The sequence below is a fragment of the Zhaonella formicivorans genome (assembly GCF_004353525.1).
Classification (GTDB): domain Bacteria; phylum Bacillota; class DUOV01; order DUOV01; family Zhaonellaceae; genus Zhaonella; species Zhaonella formicivorans.
On sequence record NZ_CP085524.1, the window covers coordinates 1,569,141 to 1,591,231 of the forward strand.

Sequence of the window (22,091 nt, forward strand, 5' to 3'; positions counted from 1 at the left end):
AAAGAAGCTGCTCTTTGCAATTATCCGTCCTTATGTTCTAATCTGTCCGTCACCGTAAATGATGTACTTAAAAGTTGTCAGCTCAACAGGTCCCATAGGGCCGCGGGCGTGAAGCTTTTGGGTGCTGATGCCTATCTCCGCACCGAACCCGAACTGGTAGCCGTCAGTAAACCTGGTGGAAGCATTGACATAAACCGCCGCAGCGTCCACTTGCTGCACAAACTGTCTGGCCCGGGCATAATCTTTGGTGATAATTGCTTCCGAGTGTTTGGTGCCGTATTTGGCAATATGCTCAATTGCTTCTTCCATGCTGTCCACTATCCTGATTGCTAAAATCAAATCTAAAAATTCCGTGTACCAGTCGTCTTCCGTGGCTTCCAAAGCTTCAGCAATCAAAGCTTTTGTCCTGGGGCAGCCCCGCAGTTCTACCCCACGTTCCAGGAGTTCTTTAGCCAGTGCAGGTAAAAATTTGTCTGCCTCCTCCGCATGCACCAGCAAAGTTTCCATAGCATTACATACACCGGGACGCTGGGTTTTGGCGTTGATCACAATCTCTTTAGCCATTTCCAAATCCGCGCCCTGGTCAACATAGACATGACAATTGCCCACCCCGGTTTCAATTACCGGAACAGTGGCGTTTTGGACCACATTTTGAATCAGACCGGCGCCGCCCCGGGGAATCAGAACATCCAGATACTGGTTCATTTTTAACATTACGTCCACAGCTTCCCTATCGGTAGTCTCCACCAGCTGCACGGCATTTTCCGGCAAGCCCACCGCAGCCACCGCTTCCCTTAGAATGGACGCAATAGCTTTATTGGAACGGAAAGCCTCAGAGCCTCCCCGCAGAATGACCGCATTGCCGGTCTTTAAGCATAAACCTGCTGCGTCCACAGTAACATTGGGCCTTGATTCATAAATTATGCCAATTACGCCTAAAGGCACCCGCATTTTGCCAATCTGCAGCCCGTTTGGCCGGGTCCACATGGAAACCACTTCACCCACCGGGTCTGGCAAAGCGGCAATTGCCTCCAGCCCCTGGGCCATTTCAGCAATTCTTTTGCTGTTTAAAAGCAGCCGGTCTAACAGCGCCTTACTGAGGCCTTTTTTCTCTCCTTCTGCTAAATCCTGTTGGTTAGCGTCCACAATCAGTCTTTCCTTTTCCCGCAGGGCCTTAGCCATAGCTAACAGCGCCTCGTTCTTTTTACCTTCCGGAGCAGTGGCCAGCACTCTGGCCGCCTCTTTCGCCTTTTTTCCCTGCGCGTAGATAAGCTCCTTGATCATTTGTTCCCCTCCCTTTCCTAGTCACCATTCCCCAGTCCCCAGCACCGGCCTGCGGCGCCGAGTCCATAGAGCTTGGCGCCGGCTTGTGCCGAGTCATTAGTCGTTGATTTTCAGCTTTCAGCTGTCAGCCATCAGCTCTCAGCTATTATCCATTGGCTTCATAATTACTAATGACCAGTGGCTAATGATTTTATAAGTCCATAAAAGCCATACATGCAACTAAGGACTAAGGACGCGGTTGCAAGTGGATGCTGGCTACCGGTGACTAACTTAGACGAGCGAATTATTTATAACTTTATTGCCAGATTATCCCGGTGGATGACTTCATCGTAGTCCTTATGTCCCAGAATCCCCAGAATTTCCGAGGTATTTTTACCCTTGATCTTTTCAATTTCCCAGGATGCATAGTTAACAATGCCCCGGGCAAATTCCCCGCCCGAAGGTCCATGGATGCTGACTACGTTGCCCACCTCAAAATTGCCTTCCACTGCGGTAATACCGATAGGCAAAAGACTTTTGCCGTCATCTACCACCGCTTTCTGGGCTCCGGCATCTACGGTGATTTTCCCCTGAATGCCGGAGCCAAATGCAATCCAGCGCTTCTTGGTATGCAAGCGTGCCTCTCTGGGGACAAATAAAGTTCCTGTAAACTCTCCTGTAACTATCTGCTGTAAAATTCCCGGCTTAGCCCCATGGGCAATCACCATGGGAATTCCTGAGTTCATAGCAATTTTGGCTGCCTGTAATTTGGTGCCCATTCCCCCGGTACCAAGGCTTGTACCGGCTCCCCCGGCCAAAGCCTCAACCTCAGGCGTGATTTCTTCGATAACCGGAATGAGACATGCTTCAGGGTTCGTCTTGGGATTTCCGTTATACAAACCTTCTATATCCGATAATAAGACAAGCAAATCGGCATCCACCAAACCTGCTACCAAAGCAGACAGGGTGTCATTATCTCCCAGCCGGATTTCTTCTACAGCGACCGTATCGTTTTCGTTGACAATGGGCAGTACCCCGTACTGCAATAGCGCCATCAAAGTATGCCGGGCGTTCAGGTATCTCTTGCGATCAGCCAGATCCTCCCTGGTTAAGAGTACCTGTCCTACCACCTGGCCGTATTCTGCAAAAATCTTCTCGTACATATGCAGCAGCACACCTTGGCCCACTGCGGCAGCTGCCTGCTTTTCCGGCATGGTTTTAGGCTTGCATTTTAACCCCAGCTTGCCAACGCCGGCTCCCACTGCCCCGGAAGTCACTAAGATCACCTGTTTGCCTTGGTTGCGCAAATCGGCCAATTCCCGGACCAGCTTTTCCAACTGCAATAGGTTTAACTTTCCCGTATTATGGGCCAAGGAACTGGTCCCTACTTTAACCACAATCCTTGCGGCATTTTTAAAAATCTCATGGTGCTGTACACTATTCAATGCTCTCACTCGCTTTTATGGCAACTCAATTCTTGGTTTTTCGCTGGACTCCCTGTAAAGGAGCATATTCCTGCCTATAACCTGTACCAACTCAGCTTTAGTCTCTTCAGCCAGGGCTTCTGCAACATCTTCCGGTTCCTCCAGGCAATTTTGCAGCACGCGGACTTTGATTAGCTCCCTGGCCTCCAGAGCTTCATCCACCTGCTTGACCACATTATCGTTAACGCCACCCTTGCCTACCTGGATAATAGGCTCAATTTCATTGCCCATGGCTCTTAAAAACCTTTTTTGTTTTCCTGTCAGCATCAAATCACCGGCCCCTACAAAGGCCAGTGTCACCTCCTCAAATTAACCGGATATTAGCATCTATTATAGCATACAATTGGTCCGTTCCATAATTTGGACTCCGGAAATCTATTCTCGCCGGTAAATTTCCACACCCTGCTCCTCGATCCTTTGGCGAAAATTTTCCTCCAAAGGGCTGTTCATATCGATGACATCAATTTTATATATTCCTGCCGCCCCATCCAGGTCAAGCCATAGCCCGGAAGGCAATCTCCCCTCACAGTAGATAGCAAGGTCGATATCAGAATTGTATTTATAATCTCCCCGGGCACGGGAACCGAAAATGACCGCCCGGACTACCGCCGGATTTCTCGATAAAACATCCTTGATGGATTCTATTATTTGTTCTTTCAATCCAAACATCATTTGCCAAGTTCTCCCTCAATAGTTTCCGCCAGCCGGATTAATTCAGCTAAATATCTATTTTTGACCCGACCAAAAATCTCCAATGCCCTTTCCTGGTTATACGTGTGGCTGGAGAGATTCCTGTCATTAAGCATATCCAGCCAAATTTCTCCGTTTTCAAGCACCCCTTTAGAATAAGCCTCTTTAAATATATCCCTTGGGAAACGCACATCCTCTCCACCTTTATATTCAATTAAAACTTTCAATAGTTTCCAAGCCAGTTCATAAGTAAACTCAAACCTCTTAATTGCAGCATCGTGTACAAACTGGTCCGGCTCATTTACTGCCAAAGCTTCCTCAAGTCTTGCCAAAGCCTGCTTATAATTTCTCAACTTTTCTATTACCTGCTCCATGGTCATAATAATTACCTCCTCGTATAGACCACTACCACCTATTATCCCATGGTACCGGCTTACAAACCCCCACCAATGCTTACCATAGTTTCTCCGCCCATTCTATTAAGTCTAAAGTTTTGCCATTGGTTCAGATCATCAATCCCGATATCCAAAATAAAAGGAAACAATTCTTTCAATTTGTGTATGTTAGTATAACTGTGATACAGTTTATCACTAGTCTTAAATGCCGCCTCCAGCAGCAAGCAGGCGACATCCTTCTGCTTAATTTCCCGCTTAACCGCTTTATACACCCCTCAGCATCAAATCACCAGCCTGTAGAAAAGGCCGGTGTCACCTCCTCAAATTAGCCGGATATTAGCATCTATTATAGCATAAGATACGGCTGTTCCATAATTTGGCGAGAGGAATTGTTAAAAATTAATTCCGCTTGTAAAGAAAAAGAAGTCCCGAAGGACTTTATCAGATGCTCTTTCTGAACCAAAAGCTATTAGGGATTCTTGAATACAGCATTAGGTATCCAAGTAGAAATTTGAGGAAAGAAAATTACTAATAATAATGCTGCGGTGTGATAATACCCAATAGATATTTCAGCTGTCGCTCCTAAAATAACCATAACTACACTAGGAGGAATAATTGGTCCTAAAACTTCACGCTAGCAGCTTTCCTTATCCAATTGGTCTGCCTGACCTTGCAAGAAGCTCTTTTTTTGCATCAAGTTGTTAAGCTTTTTTTTTAAGTTTTTTTGTACTGGATGCATTTTATTATGAAACTACATTAAAAAGCAGCCCATTGGCACAGGCTGCTGTACTTAGCTCAACTTACACTATTTTCTTTAAATCTCCCCGCTCTTGGCGGACTTTTCTGCGGCGCTTTTCGTAGTTGGGGTCGCCTTTTTTCCAACCGCTGTTGGTGCGGTCTTTTTCCACCACCATACTCTTCTCTGGAATTATAAATTCATTTCGCGCGGTACAGTAATACATAGTGCCGTTTTGCTGGCAGTTTCCGCAGTGAAAACATTGACTCATGGTGTCCCTTCATAAACCTCCCACAAATTTTAAGTTAAAAGTTTAATCCACGAAGTCAAATTCCAGATCTTTTATCCGCACCACATCACCGGCCTTGGCTCCTTTCTCCCGTAATGCATCTACTACACCCATTTTATTCATGATATTTTGAAAACGCCTTAAAGATTCCTCGTTTTCAAAATTTGTCATGGCAAAATGTTTTTCCAATTCCTTGCCTGAAAGGATAAAAACACCATCTTCCATATCAATCCTAAAGCGTTCCTTTGGTTCAGCCTTGACGACTCTTTCCGGCTCTAAAGAAATACAGGGTTCTGCTTCCCCAACTTCTTCCAGCAATTGCACAACCCGCCGCATGAGAGGTTCAATCCCTTGTCCGGTAACAGCCGAAATAGGGAATACCTCGTAGCCCTCCACTTTAGCCTGAAAATCCTTCAGATTTTCTTCCGCCCCGGAAAGGTCAATCTTATTGGCTGCAATTACCTGGGGCCTTTTAGCCAAAGCCGGATTATACAGTTCCAGTTCTTTATTGATTGCTACAAAATCTGCATAGGGATCCCGCTCAAAGACATTACCTACGTCAACCACATGGATCAAAACCCGGGTCCTTTCAATATGCTTCAAAAAGTCATGGCCAAGACCTGCTCCGGCATGGGCTCCTTCAATGAGACCGGGGATATCGGCCACCACAAAGCTATTGTCGTCAATTTTGACTACTCCTAAATTAGGCGTCAAAGTAGTGAAAGGATAATCGGCGATTTTGGGTTTGGCTGCAGATATTTGGGAAATTAGCGTCGACTTGCCCGCGTTTGGCAGCCCCACCAAGCCCACATCGGCCAGGAGTTTCAATTCCAATGTCAACCAAAGCTCTTCTCCCGGCTCCCCTTTTTCAGCCAGCCTGGGCGCCTTGTTCTGGTTGCTCAGAAAGCGGGCATTACCCCTGCCTCCCCGACCACCCCTAGCCACTATAACCTGCTGGCCTGCTTCAACCAGATCGGCAATAATTTCACCGGTGTCATCATTTTTCACAATTGTTCCCACCGGGATATGCAAAACCAGGTCCTGGCCTCCCCGGCCATGCATATTTTTACCCTGGCCGTGTTCACCCCGCTCCGCTTTATAATGCCTGCGGTATTTAAAATCAACCAGCGTTCTAAGGCCCGGATCCGCTGCCAAGACTACATCCCCGCCCCGGCCGCCGTCACCGCCGTTAGGGCCGCCTTCCGGAACATACTTTTCACGGCGGAATGAAACTGCTCCGTTTCCACCGTCTCCTGCTTTAACATAGATTTTTGCGCTGTCGTAAAACATCTCATCACCTGGTAATTCAAATTATATAGCATGCCGCTCGTTTTGAACATCCTTTTCAGAGCAGGATCAATACGAAAAAGGCTTATAATTGTTGGGTAAATTTTGGTACTGCTAGAAGTTTAACCGTTTCTTGCAAAGGTTAGTCGGAATGAGGAGCTTTAGAGCAAACTTTTGTTCATTACTTGACCATGTAGCAGTAATTCCCCCAGCCAAACGGGCTAAGCAAGGCTCCAAACAACCCGGCCAGGGATTGTCTTGCAAAATCGGAAGGTTAAAGACAATTTCATAAGGACCGCTCCCATCAAAGCAAATCTCCCAGCCCTGAGCTTCTACAGGCAGGCTGTTTAACTTTAAGGAAATAACATCTTCGACAGCTTTAAACCACTCCAGCAATTCCTCATCCATACACTCCAGTGCGGCAAAGTCAGTCTCATTTTGCAAGGTCAGGGTTATTCCCCGTTCTTCCAGCTGCATTCGTTTTAAAAGCAGCCAAATTGTAAGCTTTGGCAACCCCAAGCGCATAATTGTCCCGTTTTCCTGAATTTCCTCTATGGCTTCCCGCGCATAGTCCAGGGCCAGTTCCGGTTTCTTAAGCTGGAGGTAGCCCAAAAGCACCTGCAAATGATTTAAATAGTCATGTTTGTATACCCTTAAAAGCTGCACAAAATCCTTAGCGGTACCAGTCATGGAAACTCTCCTTACAAAATAACTTGCAAGTATCCTATTCGCCCTTTTATTTCTTTTTCCTCTTTGTAGACAGATATTCATGCTGCTGTCGCAACACCATCAGATAAATGAAAATCGTAACCCATTGTATAGTAGCTGCTCCTTTTGACGAGCCGTAGAGCGCTCTGTGAAGAGTATTAATTGGGGACATTCCCCGAGCAAATATTAATCTTGCATAGGGGTGTGTCCCCTGACCTCTGTCCAACCGAGCAGCATGGACTGAGAAAAGCGCTGGAGCGGCAGCAAGTAGACAAACAAAAATCCCCTGTGTAAAACAGGGGACGGGGCTACATAGCCAGTTCCGAATAAATGCTTACTTGCTTTTTATCTTTACCCTTACGCTCGAATTTAACATAACCGTCAATCAAAGCGTACAAGGTATCATCTTTGCCAATTCCGACGTTAACTCCCGGATGGATTTTGGTGCCCCTTTGACGGACCAAAATGTTGCCGGCTTTAACCAACATGCCGTCATGTCTTTTTACGCCCAGTCTTTTGGCTTCACTGTCACGACCGTTACGGGAGCTACCCACACCTTTTTTATGTGCAAAAAGCTGTAGATCCATTACAAACACTCCGTCCACCTCCTCTTGTAGATTCGTATATACTTCCGGTAATTTTGCTCAGTTGCTTCCAAACCCAGTAACATTGTCTGCAAAATAACTTGTGCCAATTCCATTTCCTTTTCCGGGAGATTTACCGGCAAAAGACACCTTAACAGTCCCGCTTCCTTTTCCACCCGCGGTGCGGCAGTCAGGTACTTATATAGTCCCATGACTGCTGTCTGTGCCAGGATCGAAACCCCTGCACAGACAATATCGCTGCCATGGGGCGCAAAGCCTGCATGGCCTTGCAAAGTAAACTCTCTAATTCGCCCGGAATCATCAAGGAATATTTCGACCTCAATCATTTTTAGGCTTCAATTTTCTCTACAACCACTTGAGTATATGGCTGACGGTGACCTTTTTTCCTGCGGTAATTTTTCTTAGGCTTGTACTTGAAGACAATAATCTTCTCGCCTTTGCCATGAGCCTGAACTTTTAAACTCACCTTAGCCCCGTCAACTACCGGGGTTCCTACTTTCAGACCACTTTCGCTGCCCACAGCCAGAACCTTGTCGGCTAAAACCGTTTCACCTTCAGCTGCTGCCAGCTTTTCAACCTTTAAAACATCTCCTTCGGAAACCCTGTACTGTTTTCCACCTGTTTCAATAATTGCGTACACTGTCCGTGCACCCCCTCATTCAAGACTCGCCGGCTGAGGTAACCAAAAGGTTTTAATACCATGGCCGAGCGGTTTCAGTGCCGGGATTCGCCTTAACTTAAGCCCCATCCCGTTAGCACACTTACAATAACGAATTTTATCATACCTTAAAAGCTAAGTCAATAAAGCTGGCAGCTATCGCAGCTATCAGCTTGTAGCCGTCAGCTTACAGCAAACAATTATCTTTAACTTGCCGAGATAAAGCATACTTACAAAAAATACCGATATGCCTGATGGCTGGTAGAAACTATTACTTACAACTACAGCTGATGGCTAATCACTGACGACTAAGGACTAACGACTTAACCATAAGTGTACTTGCGGCTTACGCCGCGTTAGCCTGCCGGTGGCTGGGGACTAATAAGGACTAAGAGTTTACCAGCCTGGCCTTGGCCGAAGTCCTGTTAACTCTGGTAATTTCCACGGGAATTTCCACCCCGATATAGGCGCCACCTCCGGTAACATTGATTATATAGCCGTCTATCCGGGCAATGCCGTCCCGGGGGTTTGCGGCCAGCGGCTCCTCAACTTTGACTTGTAAAATTTCACCTACCTTAACCGGACTGGCCAGTTCCCCCAGCTGCTCCTCGTTTTGTACTTGCGTAAGCTTAACTTCCTCCAGATGAATAGAACTTAAACCCCTAACCAAAATCTTTTTACCGGTCTGCTGTTCCAGCTGGTTCAGTAATTCGCCTCCGCTGCCTACCAAAAGGGCGGCTACCTTGGGATGAGCTTCAACCAGTAAAATTGGTGCTTGAGTATATTCGGCAGTAGCCAGAATCTGCCGCTTTGCTTTAAGACTGACTGTCTCTTCCGACAGCACTTTGCCTTTACCCTGGCAGTAGGGGCAGTCTTTTTGCAGCATGCTGCCTAAACCCTGGCAGGATTTTTTCCTGGTCAGTTCCACCAGCCCTAATTGAGTAATGCCCAAGACATTGGTCTTGGTCCTATCTTTTTTTAACTCTTGTTCAAGAGTTTCCAGCACCAGCTCCCGATGCCCGTTATCATTCATATCAATAAAATCGATAATTACAATTCCGCCAATGTTCCTTAAACGCAGTTGCCGGGCAATTTCCCGGGCAGCCTCCAAGTTGGTCTTGAGCACCGTGTCAGCTAAAGTAGTACCGCCCACATATTTCCCGGTATTAACATCGATTACCGTCAACGCTTCAACCTGATCGATCACGATATAACCGCCGCAGTCCAGCCAAACTTTGCGTTTTAAGGCCTGCTCGATCTGGGCAGGAATGTTGTACTCCTTTAAAAGGTCAGCTTCCTTCAGGACTATTTTATATTTCAGGTAAGGGGCGAAAATCTCTGCGAATTCCTGGGTTTTCTGGTAAGCCTCTTTGGAATTGACCAAAATTCTGTTGATATCTTCCGCTAAAATATCCCTTAATACGCGCTCCAGGAGCTCTAAATCCCGGTGAATGAGGGCGGGGGTGGCTCCCGTTGGCCGGTTTTTAATCTTCTGCCAGAGTTTATATAATGAATTAAAATCCTCTTTTAGTTCATCCGCATTGGCTCCTGCAGCCACAGTCCGGACTATGGCTCCAATGCCGTCCCGGCAAAGCTCCCCGGCAATTGCCTTGAGCCTGTTGCGTTCGCTTTCCCCTTCGATTCTGCGGGACACTCCTATATAATTCAAGGTGGGCATTAAAACCAGATACCTGCCTGGCAGTGTAATGTTGGTGGTAACGCGGGCCCCTTTGGTGCCAAAGGGTTCTTTAATCACTTGTACCGTGATGGTTTGGCCCTCTCTCAGCAAATCGCCGATATTAGGCCGCACTTGCTGCGGCTCATCCACTTCCTCTTCCGAACCGGTCACCCTGCCAGGAAAAGCATCCTCCACATAGAGAAACGCATTTTTCTCCAGGCCAATATCAATAAAAGCTGCCTGCATGCCCGGCAAAACGTTAGCTACCTTGCCGCGGTAAATATTGCCCACAAGCCGCTGATTTAAAGACCTTTCAATGTAAATTTCCACCAACTTATGTTCTTCCAAAACTGCTACCACAGTTTCCTCCGGGGTAATATGAACAACAATTTCCTTAAACAAAAGCATCAACTCCAAGCCAAAGGATTACTGCATAGGAGAAACTAATTGCCCCTTTCTGTTCACAAATAAACCGGTACGGTGTATAACCGCCAGTTCCGGCTCAAAAGAGAGGAGCGCTAATTCTTGCAAAGCTTTAAGCACTTCTTCCGGGCGAATATTGCCCCTGCTGCCCGATTTAACCCGCATCAATAAATGGGCCCAGCCTTCCTCCACCGCAGTACATCTCAGCTCATAAATCCCCTCTTTCAATTCCTTATTTTCCGGCCCCTTCTTACCCTCTTTCACCACAACGATCGAGTCCCGCTCCAGAAGCTTTGCAATCGCGTCATCTATTTCTGCTTTTGTAAGTTTATCAGTCAGTTTAAGCCTTGCCTCATATTCCGCAGCCTCAATCTCCGCCATCAATGCCGGAACTTTGGGCGGGATTTTGCGGCAGGATACCACCGACAGCCCGGGAGGCAAAGTGTTACGCAGCTTCTCCAACACCTGGTCAGCTTCCAGTTCCTCCCGCAGTTCAAGGTCCAGATATTCCCTGGCGCTGGTTACTCCCACTGCTACAGCCGAAGCAAAAGACATCTTGGGGCGAGGGTTAAATCCTTCCGAAAAAGCCATGGGCAAACCTGCCCGCCGCAGTGCCCGCTCAAAAGCTTTCATCAACTCCAGATGGGAAAGAAAGCGGGCCCCACTCTCCTTGCCGAATTCAATTCTATAACGCCCCACCTTTGCCCCTCCTCTGCAGCAGCAATTTTACATTTAAATCGCCGCAAACCCCGCAGCCGGGGCAGCGGTCGAGCCGACAGTCCTTAGTCAGTTCCGCTTGCAAGGCCTTTTGGTATTCCTCAAACAAGTATTTTTTGCTGACACCGGTATGCAGGTGCTCCCAAGGGAACGTTTCCTCAAAACCGGGCCGGCGGTACGCATAGAATTCGGGGTCAATCCCGCACTCCCGGAAAGCCTCCAGCCAGGTCTCGTATTTAAAATACTCGGACCAACTGTCGAATTTACAGCCTTTAGCCCAGGCGGTCTCCAGCACCTGCCCCAGCTTCCTGTCTCCTTTGGCAAAAACCGCTTCCAAGAAGCTGAGCCTGGCATCGTGGTAATTGTAGGTGATGTGCCTGTCTTTCAGCAAGCTTTTCAAATACTGCTGTTTTTCTTGCAACATAACAACGGGGTCCTGGGCTACCCATTGGAAAGGCGTATGAGATTTAGGCACAAAAGAAGAAACACTTACTGTTACTTTTAAGGATTTTTTGCTCTTCTGTTCTTTTAAAATCTCTTTCCCTTTTTTTAAGACCTTATAAGCCAATTCGGCGATACCGGCTACATCCTCTTTAGTTTCGGTAGGAAGCCCGATCATGAAATAGAGCTTGATAGTGGTCCATCCGGCCGCGAAAGCCCCCGCTACAGCTTCCATCAGGTTTTCTTCCGTTACTCCCTTGTTGATTACATCCCGCAGCCGCTGGGTACCCGCCTCTGGAGCAAAGGTGAGTCCTGTTTTGCGGACTTTCTGGATCTCCTTAGCCAGGTCAACGGAAAAAGCATCCACCCGCAAAGAAGGCAAAGAGATACCAACCATTTCATTCTTGAATTCTTCCATGAGCGAAGTGATCAGCGGCTGCACGCAGCTGTAATCAGCGGTACTGAGTGAAGTCAGTGAAATCTCCTCATGTCCTGTATTCCTGACCAGTTCTTTCGCTTGTTTCAACAACGTTTCCTGGTCTCTCTCCCGCACAGGGCGGTAAATCATCCCCGCCTGGCAGAAGCGGCAGGTCCTGGTGCAGCCCCTGAGCACTTCCAGCATCACCCGGTCATGAACCGTATCAGCAAAGGGTACGATGGGTTTGGTAGGAAAATAGGCGGTATTCAGATCTTTCACTACCCTTTTTACCACTTTGGCTGGAACCCGGGGGTTGACAGGTTCGATTTTTTCAATTCCGCCACTAGCATTATAGCTAACCTCATAAAATTTGGGAACGTATATTCCCCTGACGCGGCTGATTTCGGCCAGGAAATCTCCCTTGGCTATTCTGCCGGAGGGGCCCTGCTTAAAAGCCTTAGCTGTGTCCATGATTTCCAACAGCACTTCTTCCGCATCACCAATGACAAAAAAATCAAAGAAATCTGCTAAAGGCTCCGGATTATATGCACAAGGTCCTCCCCCCACCACCAGCGGGAAGCTGTCGCTTCTTTCAGCAGCTCGGAGCGGAATGCCGGCTAAATCCAGCATATTCAGGATATTGGTAAAGCTCATCTCGTACTGCAGGGTAAAACCTAAAATGTCAAAGTCCCTTAGGGGGCGGTAAGACTCCAGGCTGAAAAGGGGAAGATTATGCCGGCGCAGCAAATCCTCCATGTCTGTCCAAGGGGCAAAGACACGCTCCAAAAGCAGGTCCTCCCGGTCGTTGACCAGTCCGTAAAGTATCTGCAGACCCAAATGGGACATGCCCACTTCATATAAGTCAGGAAAGGCAAAAGCCATTCTGACCTGCGCTTTGCCCCAGTCCTTGTGAACAGAATTAAATTCGTTGCCTTGGTATCTGATGGGTTTTGTAACCCTGGGTAAAATTTGTTGTTCAATCAGTTGTCGCAATCCATTATCCTCCCAAAATATGCATGAGGCTGTCAGCCATCAGCTAGCAGTTTTTTTATTAAGGTCATTTTTTCCTAGCATCAGTCCAATTTCTAACTTGATTTTCGGTCTTAAACTGTGACTAGGGACAAGGGACTCTATAACATATTCTTTCCCTAAAACATAGACTTTTTCTACATATTAATTAATTTCCCTTTTATTTTCTGTAAATGTTACTCATTTTTTGCTTGGAAGCTAATATATACCCCAATTGCAACCGGCTATGTCCTGTCGTTTCCGCTGTCTGAATCGAGAGCACCAACTGCTCGCGCAGAGGTCAGGGGGATACGCCAACCTATACATCTAGCAGCTTGCCAAGCCGGCAGGAACTGCCTTGTTCGAAGAGAGCTGCAATTAACTGGTGCTCTGACAGCTGTCCTTGAAACTTCCCCTCCTGGTCTAAAATAATTATCAGGTGATAGTTGCCCGGAGTGAATTTTGGCAGCACTTCTTTAATCGTTGATTTGGGCGTCGCTGCCAGCTGTCTTACGGGCAGCACACCAAGTTGTGCCAACTCCCGGCTTTTGCGCATCAGGTAACGCAAAAAAATATAAATTGTTCCCTCCTGGTACTTGGCTGCTGCTAAATAAATAAAAACTGCGCAAACTACCACATTGAGATCATTCCAGTGCATGAGCACACCGACACTTCCGACAGCACCGATTAAAACTGCCCAGTACTTTCCCCAAAGCGAAGTTTTCCAGGTAGCTTCCGCCAGCCCGATTCTACTTGACCAAAAGGAGCGTAAAATTCTGCCACCGTCCAGCGGCAGGGCAGGCAGGAGATTAAAAAGCCCCATGGATAAATTGGCATGTTGAAACAACAGGTAATAAGCGCCGTTCCAGTTATAATTATAGTGTAAGAAAAACCCCAGGCCGAGCATAAAAAAGTTGCTCATCGGACCTGCCAGAGCAACTTTAGCTTCCAATCCAGGGTTAACCTCCAAAATATCGCCCAGCCGCGCTACCCCGCCAAAAGGGTAAAGTTCGATCTCTTTTACTTTTATTCCCCCGCGCCTGGCCACAAAAACATGGGCTGATTCGTGGACCAAAACCAGGGTAAAAATAAGCATTGCCTGGTAGAACACTCCCAGCATGCCATAGGCCATGATTAAAAGGAGGAAGAAATCATTTACCCTAAATTCAATTCCCTTAATTGTTCCAACCCTCATAGCCGCTCCTAAATGCTGGTACGCACATCGGTAATTTTAGTGAGAGGATCCACAGCTTTGCCTTTTTCCCTTATCTCAAAGTGCAGCTGTCCTTTTTTGCTTTTAATAATCGTTCCGGTTTTAGCTATGATTTCTCCCTGCTTGACCTGTTGTTTTTCCGCTACCAATATCTCCCCCAATGTGCCGTATACGGTGGTCAGCCCGTTGCCATGATCTATTTCTACAACTCTTCCCAGTTGACGTGTTTCTTCTACCTTCAGCACAGTACCATCAAGAGCGGCCCTGACAGGAGCACCCAGTTCAGTTTCGATATCTATACCTGCATGGAAAGTTTTTTTACCCGTGACCGAACTTTCAACCCAACCGAAATGCCTGGCAAACTTACCCGAAACGGGGATAGACATGGGAGACTTTTCCCGGGTTACTTGTTTGACCTCTTTTTCATATACTTCCCGGTCGTAAGTATCCAGCCATAACCCGTCCTTAACCATAGCTTCCAGCACAGGCGTGAAATCACTTTGTTCCTCGACCAGCAAATACCTTATATTCTGCTGCAAGCTGGCAGCTTTAGGGCTATCCCAGGTAAAAAATACCAAAAAGACAAAAAACAAAACAATGGCAACGGCTGCCTGTCTTAGCCAGCGAAATTCTAAGAAAGGCCCTCCTATTTTCTTATTGCCATATGCCTCTCCTAAGGTAAGCGGCTTGTACCTGTCCAGGTCCCAGCTATCCTTCCAGTTATCCTTGTCAAAATCTTTCCATGGATCCTTCAAAGCAATCCCCCCAGGCCTAGATGTAGTTGTTAGCTGTTAGTTGTTGGTTGTTAGTTAAAGAGGCGGCGTTACTTGTAATATATGCGGCAAATGGAATAATATGACATGTGGCAAGCATTCGGGCAAAATAAAAGACTGCTCTTTTAGCAGTCTCAGATTGTTGGCAAATGAAAAATGGTAACCCATTGTATGTAGCTGCGACATATGACAAGGCATAGAGCGCTCTGCGAAGGGTTGGACCGGAAGCGGCCGAGCGGCACGGACGCCGCGAGAGCGGTGGAGCGATAGGACGTCGCGTCACCGCGTGCCGCTGGAAGTCAAACGCTGAGCAGCACCAGCGCTCTTGGCGAAGTCATTCCGGAGCAGCGGTACAAGGGTTACAATTTTGAGAGGGCTAATAATAGTTTGCCGGCAGCCCGAAACTCTCTTTTGGCAGTCTTCTTAAGAATATTAAAAAGGAATGACCTGCCTCCTTAAGTTTACGCTTAAAATAATACCCAAGGCAAGCAAATTAGCCCACATGTTGCTGCCGCCGTAACTGAAGAGCGGGAGCGGAATGCCTGTAATCGGCATCATGCCGATTGCCATTCCAATGTTCTCCAGAATATGAAAAGTAAGCATAGAAACCACACCGGTCACCAGAAGTACTCCGTATAAATCCTTAGCCTGCATGGCAATGCGCAAGGCCCGGTACAGGAGGATAAAATAGAGGATCAACAACAACATTCCACCTACAAATCCAAGTTCCTCGCCAATTATGGAGAAAATAAAATCGGTATGGTGATATGGCAAAAAGTTATACTGCCCCTGAGTGCCTTTAAACAATCCTTTACCCCAAAAACCGCCGGAACCCACTGCCACTAAAGATTGGATGATGTTGTATCCGGCACCAAGGCCGTTTTTACCGTCGGCATAAGGGTCGAGAAAGACCACAAGCCGCATGATCTGGTAATCCTCCAGAGGAATGGGCACTTTCAAATGAAAATGCAGCCAGAGAACAGCAACAATCAGGAATATCCCACCGAAAAAAAGCAGGGCCAGTATCTTAGGATTTGCTCCGGCTACCAGCATCATGCCAAACATAATAGCAATGAAGACCAGCGAAGTACCCAAATCAGGCTGAGCAAAGATCAGTACCAACGGACCGGCAACATATAAAAAGCACGGGATTAAATCTTTAAATGTATTTAACCGGCCTTGCCGGCTGACCAAAAACTGGGCAAATGTAATAATTAAAAACACTTTGGCAAATTCAGAAGGCTGCAGGGTAAAGCTGCCAATTCCAATCCAGCTTTGCGCTCCATTGGAAACCTTGCCAACACCCGGAACAAGCACAGCTCCTAGAAACAGCAGGTTTAAAACATATAAAAAACGCTGCATGCGAGCCAATTGCACGTAATTAAAGCCGGCTGCAAAAAACATCAGCCCTAAGCCGGTAGCTATATAGAGCAGGTGTTTCCTGGCATAATAATAGGGGTCATCAGGTACTACACTGGAAGAAGCGCTGGCCAAAACCAATGCACTCATAATTAAGATAGCAATTACAGCCAATAAAAAAACCCAGTCAAGATTCTTTAACAGCTTCTTTTCTATCATACTCTTCCCCCCTTATCCTTCTAAAGATTATATCCTATCAGGGAGGAACTTGCCAGAGGGAAATCATTGTAGCTAACAGCTATCAGCCATCAGCTGGCAGCTATCAGCTATTAGCTGTCAGCTATCAGCCTTCAGCTTTTAGCTTTAAGCTATTGGCTATTAGCCTGAAATCCTTAGCTTTTGGCTTAGCAGAGTTGCTGATTGTCACTTGAAAAGTAAGCGTCAAATAGCCCCCACATAGCCCACCATCCTTCTTTATGAGATACTCTATCAAAATAGAGTCGATAAAGGAGGATTTTTTCATGACTAAAGAAGAACTACGAGACTTTTGGGCAGCCAGGGTAAAGGAATTTAAAGAGAGCGGCCAGAGTGCACCGGCATGGTGTGTGGCCAACAACGTAAAGCTCCATCAATTAAGGTACTGGCTTAGAAAAGAGAAACACACATCCACTGTGACTACATTATCGTGGCTGCCACTCAATCTTAGCGATGCAGGCTTTCAAACTTCTTTGTTAGTAAGGGTAGGCCAGGTCGCTGTAGAAGTCAAGCCAGGGTTTGATCCAAAATTACTAGTAGACGTTGTGAAAGCGTTAATTGACAATGATAGGTGAATCAAGCTTAGAACGGGTTTATCTGGCCTGCGGGAGCAACGTGATAAGCTCAAGATCCTCCAGTAGGAGCATAATGGTTTTTGGCTTCATTACCGGCGGCTGGAGAAAGGAAAATTCCAGTGGCCGGAGAAAAACAGTACAGTCGCTGTCACAACGATTCTCGCCGGGAGTTACGCTGGTTACTCGACGGCCTACCCCTTCAGCAACGTCAGGCTCACCCTAAGGTTACCGCACGGACAGTGTTGTAACCTTTTTATTTGGCTTTAAGTCTCGATTTTAAAGATTTTTAGAGGGCCTATGTCGAATCAAAACTTTATAAATAATACAGCCAAAACCATCAAAGAACTTCAAAATAGATGCGCTTTACTGGAGCAGCAAAACGCAGAACTTACCGCCAAGCTAAACTGGTTTATGGAACAGTTCCACCTGAACCAACATCGACAATTTGGCACTTCCAGCGAGAAGACTAATCCAGAACAACAGCAGCTTTTTAACGAGGCGGAAGCGGAGGCTCAACCATCCTCAAAAGAACCCACAATTGAGGAAATCACCTATCGTCGTCGCAAGAAACAAGGGCACCGTGAGGCGCAGTTGGAAAACCTGCCGGTAGAGACCATCGAATACCGCCTGCCTCCCGAAGAACAGGTGTGTCCCTGTTGTGGCGAATCGTTACATGAAATGAGTACAGAGGTAAGGCAAGAGCTTAAGATCATCCCTGCCCAGGCTTATGTAGTCAAACATGTGCGTTATGTCTACGCTTGCCGGCACTGTGAGCGGGAGAACATTCAAACGCCCATCGTAACCGCACCCATGCCTGCACCTGTGTTGCCGGGAAGTTTAGTTTCCCCCTCAGCCATGGCTTACATTATGACACAAAAATATGTGGAAGGCATGCCGCTGTACCGTCAGGAGCAGCAGCTGTCCCGTCTGGGTATAGAACTGTCCAGGCAAACTTTGGCCAACTGGATGGTCCAGGGTGCAGAACGATGGCTGTATCCCCTATACGAGAGGATGCACCAGCATCTGCTGAAGCGAGATATCTTGCATTCTGACGAAACTACCTTGCAAGTGTTGCGTGAACCAGGCCGCCCGGCAGAAAGTACGTCTTACCTATGGCTTTACCGTACCGGACGGGAAGGACCGGCAATAGTCCTCTATGATTACCGGACGACCCGGGCGAGCAAGCATCCCTGCCGGTTTTTATCAGGTTTTAAGGGATATTTGCACGTCGACGGTTATGCAGGCTATAACGGGCTGCCGGACATCACTTTAGTTGGGTGTTGGGCCCATGCCCGGCGCAAGTTTGATGAGGCGCTTAAAGCGTTGCCGGTGGAAAAGCGCAATACAGCGTAGCTGCCAAAGAGGGATTGGAATTCTGCAATCAACTCTTTGCCATCGAGTGCGAAATACACGATGCTACACCGGAGGAACGCTATAAAATCCGGTTGGAACGCAGCCGTCCAATACTGGAGGTTTTTTTGGCGTGGCTAAAATTTCAAAAACCAAGAGTATTGCCGAAAAGTGCTTTTGGGCAGGCTATTAGCTACTGCCTCAGTCAGTGGGATAAGCTGACGGCCTTCTTGCAAGACGGAAGGTTGGAACTGGACAATAACCCAGTGAACGTTCAATTAAACCGTTTGTCGTCGGACGTAAAAATTGGCTGTTTGCCAACACCCCCAAAGGGGCCAAAGCCAGTGCAACGATATACAGCATCGTTGAAACAGCCAAGGAAAATGGCCTTAATCCATTTAACTATCTTCACTACCTATTTGAGAAACTGCCTAATGTAGATATCCAAGATCAAAACGCCTTAGATGAGTTGCTTCCCTGGTCGAGCACCTTGCCGTCAGAGTGCCGCATTCAAAAATAAGATTTACACAAAGCCCGCCCTGCTTTCAAGGTGGGTTTTATTTTACGCTTACTTTCCATCTCTGCCAGGCTTACTGCTTTACCTTCTTTAAAAAATTCCATTACTTCGGTTATGAATTGTTGACATATTTGGAGTATAATATTATTCAAGAGACTTCTCCTTCCTTGGTAGTTGTTTTGTTTGTCAACTTTCATTTTACCAAAGAAGGAAGGTCTCTTCTTATTTTTTTCCTACAAATACTTTACACTAAGAAAGTGGGGAATTTTATTTGCAACTTTGTTCATTTCCATTATGCAATAAACACTCCGCCGGTGGGATAAGTCCAATTAAGTAGGGTTGAATATGAAACAATTAGCCTCTTTCATTAGCGGATAATTTTACCGCCAATAAAAGAAGCTAATAATAGAATGTTACTACACGAAAAAATTTTTCATTTTTAACACGAAAATAAATTTGAAATGTTCTTTAACAACTGCATATGGCAACCAGGATAACCCGTAAAAAGGTAATAATTAACTAGCCAATGCAGATCTTGCATCAGTGAAATTAATTCTTTTGGAAAAACCATTGTAGCTGTTAAGCAACCTCGTGGGGTTCTATCACCTCCAGACCTAGTTTCTTAGCTTCAGCAATAATCCTTTTAACTCGGAACTTTTCCTGTTTTTGTTTGGCTTTTTCAAAGGATGTTTCATCGTAATCAGCATCATTTTTTAACAGGTTGTAAATTATTACGAGAACTTTTCTGGCTAATGCAACAAGAGCTTTTTTGGCGCCACGGCGTTGTTTGATTTTCCAATACCAGGATGATAAGTAGCTTTGACGTATTCGGGTGATGCACCAAGCAACTTCACATAGGATCCGTTTTAAATAGGTGTTACCGTTGGTGGTACGAGTGGACTTTTTTTTCCTGCACTTTCATTGTTACCGGGGCTTAAGCCCGCCCAGGAACAGATATGTTCAGCGGTTTTAAAACGACTCATATCAATTCCGATTTCCGCCAAAATGGCTGCTGCTGCAGTTTTATCAATGCCCGGTATGCCGTCTAGTTGCTCTAGTTGTCTTTGATACTGAGCCAGTTTTTCTTCTAAGTTTTGCTCTACTTGACGGAGATGCTCGTAATGCTGATCTAGCCAACCTAACAATAGCTTTAGAAACTCTCTTTGATGAACATCCATTTTGCCATTGACAGCCTGTTTGATCTCATGGAGCTTATTCTTAGCACGCCCCTTTACAAAATTCTCTACTTCCCGGGCGGATATTTTCCCATGGTGGCTAAGATGATCCATAATCGCCCGGCCCGATACGCCGAAGATATCGGTCAGGAAGGTAGAGAGCTTAAAGCCGCAGCTTTGTAAGTGTTTTTCGATCCGGTTTTTCTGTGACGTAATTTCCTCGATGATACTTTTGCGGTACCGGGTCAGATTACGGAGTTCCCGGATTGGTTTGGAGGGAACAAAACTTCCTTCTAATAATCCGGCACGCAAAAGGGTAGCTATCCATTCGGCGTCCTTCATGTCGGTCTTTTTACCGGGTACATTTTTCATATGCCGGGCATTGGCAACAATCAAAACCATACTGCCGTCAAAGGCTTCTTCCAACACGTTATATACAGGCTGCCAATAGATGCCGGTGCTTTCCATTGCAACATGCCGACAGTTCTCATTTTCTAGCCAAACTTTCATTTCATCTAGCCCGGCAAGAAGGGTGGAAAAGGTGCGGATGGTTTTAACCGGTTCCCCGTCAACATTGCCTTTTAATAGGCAGGCTACAACCGTTTCTTTGTGGACATCAAGACCACAACATATTTCCAGGATGTCTTGCATGTAACTCACTCCTGCTCCAAAGAATTTCAGGGATGATTGCTCGAGAAATAAAGATTTTAGTACCCGTGCTGTTCCCAAGTCCTTAAGAACAAGGGGCGACAATTGGCTGTGCTCAAAAGCAATCAAGTTAGGTTATTTAACGAGGTTATACCATCAAAATAAAATCAACCTTTGTCCCTGATAATTTCAATGTAGCAAAAAATCCAACCTTTGCAATAACTTAGCTAATTTTCATGATTGGTTGTGCCTTCCAGGCATGGGTGGTTATTTAGTAATTCTAACTAAAAACGAATCTTATGCATATTTTGTATGACTAGCTTTTGCGTCTCTTAGATCTTCAAACTCAATAGTATTGTCATGTTCCTCTACATAAGCCTTTATTTCTTCAAGAGACATAACTATTCCTCCTTTCCTGTATGTTAATTGCAGGCCCTGCAATATTAGTATTCAATATTTCTAAAATATTGCTTCTTATAGCTTCATTAACCAAGTTATAAAAAGTTGTTTCTTCTACAGCAATATCTTTTTTCATTAATGAAGTTAGAATTTCCGAGGTACTAGAATTACCGCTAAAAAGCTTTAAAAGCATATAACTAAATCTATTTACTCTCATCACATTACCTGTATTTTGGTTAAACAGATAAATCTTACTATTAACATCGGAATCGTAAATTAATAGTTTGTTGTTAAATCTTAAATACTGTTTCCGCAAATCCATATCTATTTCTATTGGCAAGATTACGGAAGGCTCTAAAATTCGGAAATATAATAAGTCTTCTAAAATCTGTACGGTTTCTTCATCAAAATTTAAAATTTCCTTAATTGTAAGACCAGCTTTAATGGATTCAACAATTGAATGCAGATTAAAATCTAATTGGTAAACTGTTTGATTTTCATAATTATAAAAAATATAATTTTTCTTGGGCTTCACCTCAACGTTTAGAATATCGTAATTTAGGTCAATAACAGATATGTTTTTATTTAATTTCAATGAAAGCTCTCCTGGCAATTTTCCCAATCTATGCCTTACTTTTAAATCAATATGATCATAGATTTCAGCATTATTAGCTGCATATAAAAACTTTTCTTCTTCTGATGTAAATTCTTTATTAATTTCGTAAAACGGCTTATACCCCATTGCTTCAAATGATAGATAAGTTTTTTTTTGTATATAAATTAACTATATCTGCTGCTTCTTGCGGTGTAAAGCCTACTTTCGACTTATATTGAAAATGTATAGTTAAATCCTCTTCTCCCGGGTCAACCAATTCTATATGGTATTCACTAGGGTTTAACCATACATGGGAGTATTTATCAAGCCCAAAAGTATCAAACCCTCTTGTTGAATACTTATTTGCATGAAATATTTATCTAAAGGAAAACCATCGAAATTAGGAATTGTAAATTTAGCAGCCTCAGTAGT

The 22,091-nt window shown here is 45.6% G+C and carries 20 protein-coding genes, 3 pseudogenes and 1 other annotated feature; of the genes and pseudogenes, 3 read left to right on the forward strand and 20 right to left on the reverse strand.

All coding sequences use genetic code 11. The features are described from left to right. Positions 1-30: 30 nt before the first annotated feature. From EYS13_RS07810 to rodA, 18 genes are all read right to left on the reverse strand, one after another. Positions 31-1,284 (reverse strand): glutamate-5-semialdehyde dehydrogenase, encoded by a 1,254-nt coding sequence (locus EYS13_RS07810; RefSeq protein WP_227767575.1) that lies wholly within the window; start codon positions 1,282-1,284, stop codon positions 31-33. A gap of 287 nt (positions 1,285-1,571) precedes the next feature. Continuing rightward, positions 1,572-2,708 (reverse strand): glutamate 5-kinase, encoded by a 1,137-nt coding sequence (proB, locus tag EYS13_RS07815; RefSeq protein ID WP_227767576.1) that lies wholly within the window; start codon positions 2,706-2,708, stop codon positions 1,572-1,574. Positions 2,709-2,723: 15 nt separating this feature from the next. Further along, a complete protein-coding gene (gene yhbY / locus EYS13_RS07820; protein ID WP_423055332.1) occupies positions 2,724-3,014 on the reverse strand; it encodes a ribosome assembly RNA-binding protein YhbY in 291 nt (96 codons plus the stop codon). 108 nt (positions 3,015-3,122) lie between these two features. Then, positions 3,123-3,419, reverse strand: a complete 297-nt coding sequence (locus EYS13_RS07825; RefSeq protein ID WP_227767580.1) for a nucleotidyltransferase family protein — start codon at positions 3,417-3,419, stop codon at positions 3,123-3,125. Beyond that, entirely contained in the window at positions 3,416-3,817 is a 402-nt protein-coding gene (locus EYS13_RS07830) for a nucleotidyltransferase substrate binding protein (RefSeq protein WP_227767582.1), read from the reverse strand. The genes EYS13_RS07825 and EYS13_RS07830 overlap by 4 nt, the downstream gene beginning before the upstream one ends. 53 nt (positions 3,818-3,870) lie before the next feature. Beyond that, positions 3,871-4,104: a hypothetical protein gene (locus EYS13_RS07835; protein WP_227767583.1), complete on the reverse strand. Its 234-nt coding sequence runs from the start codon at positions 4,102-4,104 to the stop codon at positions 3,871-3,873. A gap of 528 nt (positions 4,105-4,632) precedes the next feature. Further along, positions 4,633-4,839, reverse strand: a complete 207-nt coding sequence (locus EYS13_RS07840) for a hypothetical protein (RefSeq protein WP_227767588.1) — start codon at positions 4,837-4,839, stop codon at positions 4,633-4,635. A 42-nt stretch (positions 4,840-4,881) separates the two neighbouring features. Then, the gene (gene obgE / locus EYS13_RS07845) at positions 4,882-6,147 is read right to left on the reverse strand and encodes a GTPase ObgE (protein WP_227767591.1); all 1,266 of its coding nucleotides are present in this window, start codon (positions 6,145-6,147) and stop codon (positions 4,882-4,884) included. A 111-nt stretch (positions 6,148-6,258) separates the two neighbouring features. Then, positions 6,259-6,834 carry a Spo0B domain-containing protein gene (locus EYS13_RS07850; RefSeq protein WP_227767593.1) on the reverse strand — a complete coding sequence of 192 codons (576 nt, stop codon included), beginning with the start codon at positions 6,832-6,834 and terminating at the stop codon, positions 6,259-6,261. A 326-nt stretch (positions 6,835-7,160) separates the two neighbouring features. Further along, positions 7,161-7,439: a 50S ribosomal protein L27 gene (gene rpmA, locus EYS13_RS07855; protein ID WP_277998276.1), complete on the reverse strand. Its 279-nt coding sequence runs from the start codon at positions 7,437-7,439 to the stop codon at positions 7,161-7,163. Next, positions 7,439-7,783 carry a ribosomal-processing cysteine protease Prp gene (locus EYS13_RS07860; protein ID WP_227767597.1) on the reverse strand — a complete coding sequence of 115 codons (345 nt, stop codon included), beginning with the start codon at positions 7,781-7,783 and terminating at the stop codon, positions 7,439-7,441. The genes rpmA and EYS13_RS07860 overlap by 1 nt, the downstream gene beginning before the upstream one ends. Positions 7,784-7,785: 2 nt before the next feature. Continuing rightward, a complete protein-coding gene (gene rplU / locus EYS13_RS07865) occupies positions 7,786-8,097 on the reverse strand; it encodes a 50S ribosomal protein L21 (RefSeq protein ID WP_227767599.1) in 312 nt (103 codons plus the stop codon). A gap of 12 nt (positions 8,098-8,109) precedes the next feature. Beyond that, positions 8,110-8,181 (reverse strand) — a sequence feature (ribosomal protein L21 leader region). 322 nt (positions 8,182-8,503) lie between these two features. Then, the gene (locus EYS13_RS07870; protein WP_227767601.1) at positions 8,504-10,195 is read right to left on the reverse strand and encodes an Rne/Rng family ribonuclease; all 1,692 of its coding nucleotides are present in this window, start codon (positions 10,193-10,195) and stop codon (positions 8,504-8,506) included. Positions 10,196-10,219: 24 nt separating this feature from the next. After that, a complete protein-coding gene (locus EYS13_RS07875) occupies positions 10,220-10,915 on the reverse strand; it encodes a TIGR03936 family radical SAM-associated protein (protein WP_227767603.1) in 696 nt (231 codons plus the stop codon). Beyond that, positions 10,902-12,785, reverse strand: a complete 1,884-nt coding sequence (locus tag EYS13_RS07880; protein ID WP_227767605.1) for a TIGR03960 family B12-binding radical SAM protein — start codon at positions 12,783-12,785, stop codon at positions 10,902-10,904. Before EYS13_RS07880 ends, EYS13_RS07875 begins: the two co-directional genes overlap by 14 nt. Before the next feature lie 334 nt (positions 12,786-13,119). Then, positions 13,120-13,995, reverse strand: coding sequence for a M50 family metallopeptidase (locus tag EYS13_RS07885; RefSeq protein ID WP_227767608.1), 876 nt, complete (start codon positions 13,993-13,995; stop codon positions 13,120-13,122). Positions 13,996-14,003: 8 nt separating this feature from the next. Next, positions 14,004-14,768, reverse strand: a complete 765-nt coding sequence (locus EYS13_RS07890; RefSeq protein WP_227767611.1) for a M23 family metallopeptidase — start codon at positions 14,766-14,768, stop codon at positions 14,004-14,006. Positions 14,769-15,218: 450 nt separating this feature from the next. Then, positions 15,219-16,364, reverse strand: a complete 1,146-nt coding sequence (rodA, locus tag EYS13_RS07895; protein WP_227767613.1) for a rod shape-determining protein RodA — start codon at positions 16,362-16,364, stop codon at positions 15,219-15,221. Between the two features lie 302 nt (positions 16,365-16,666). Between rodA and tnpA the strand changes: the two genes are divergently transcribed. The 3 genes and pseudogenes from tnpA (at position 16,667) to tnpC (ending at position 18,845) form a co-directional block, all read left to right on the forward strand. Continuing rightward, on the forward strand, positions 16,667-16,975 hold the full coding sequence (gene tnpA / locus EYS13_RS07900) for an IS66 family insertion sequence element accessory protein TnpA (RefSeq protein ID WP_227767615.1): 309 nt from the start codon (positions 16,667-16,669) through the stop codon (positions 16,973-16,975). Between the two features lie 78 nt (positions 16,976-17,053). Further along, positions 17,054-17,242, forward strand: a pseudogene (locus EYS13_RS16505) (hypothetical protein); the annotation flags it as partial. A 30-nt stretch (positions 17,243-17,272) separates the two neighbouring features. Next, positions 17,273-18,845, forward strand: a pseudogene (tnpC, locus tag EYS13_RS07910) (IS66 family transposase). Between the two features lie 576 nt (positions 18,846-19,421). Here the strand turns inward: tnpC and EYS13_RS07915 are convergent. Further along, positions 19,422-20,668: pseudogene (locus tag EYS13_RS07915) on the reverse strand (IS110 family RNA-guided transposase). Positions 20,669-21,053: 385 nt separating this feature from the next. Beyond that, positions 21,054-21,806, reverse strand: coding sequence for a hypothetical protein (locus EYS13_RS07920; protein ID WP_227767617.1), 753 nt, complete (start codon positions 21,804-21,806; stop codon positions 21,054-21,056). Positions 21,807-22,091: the final 285 nt, after the last annotated feature.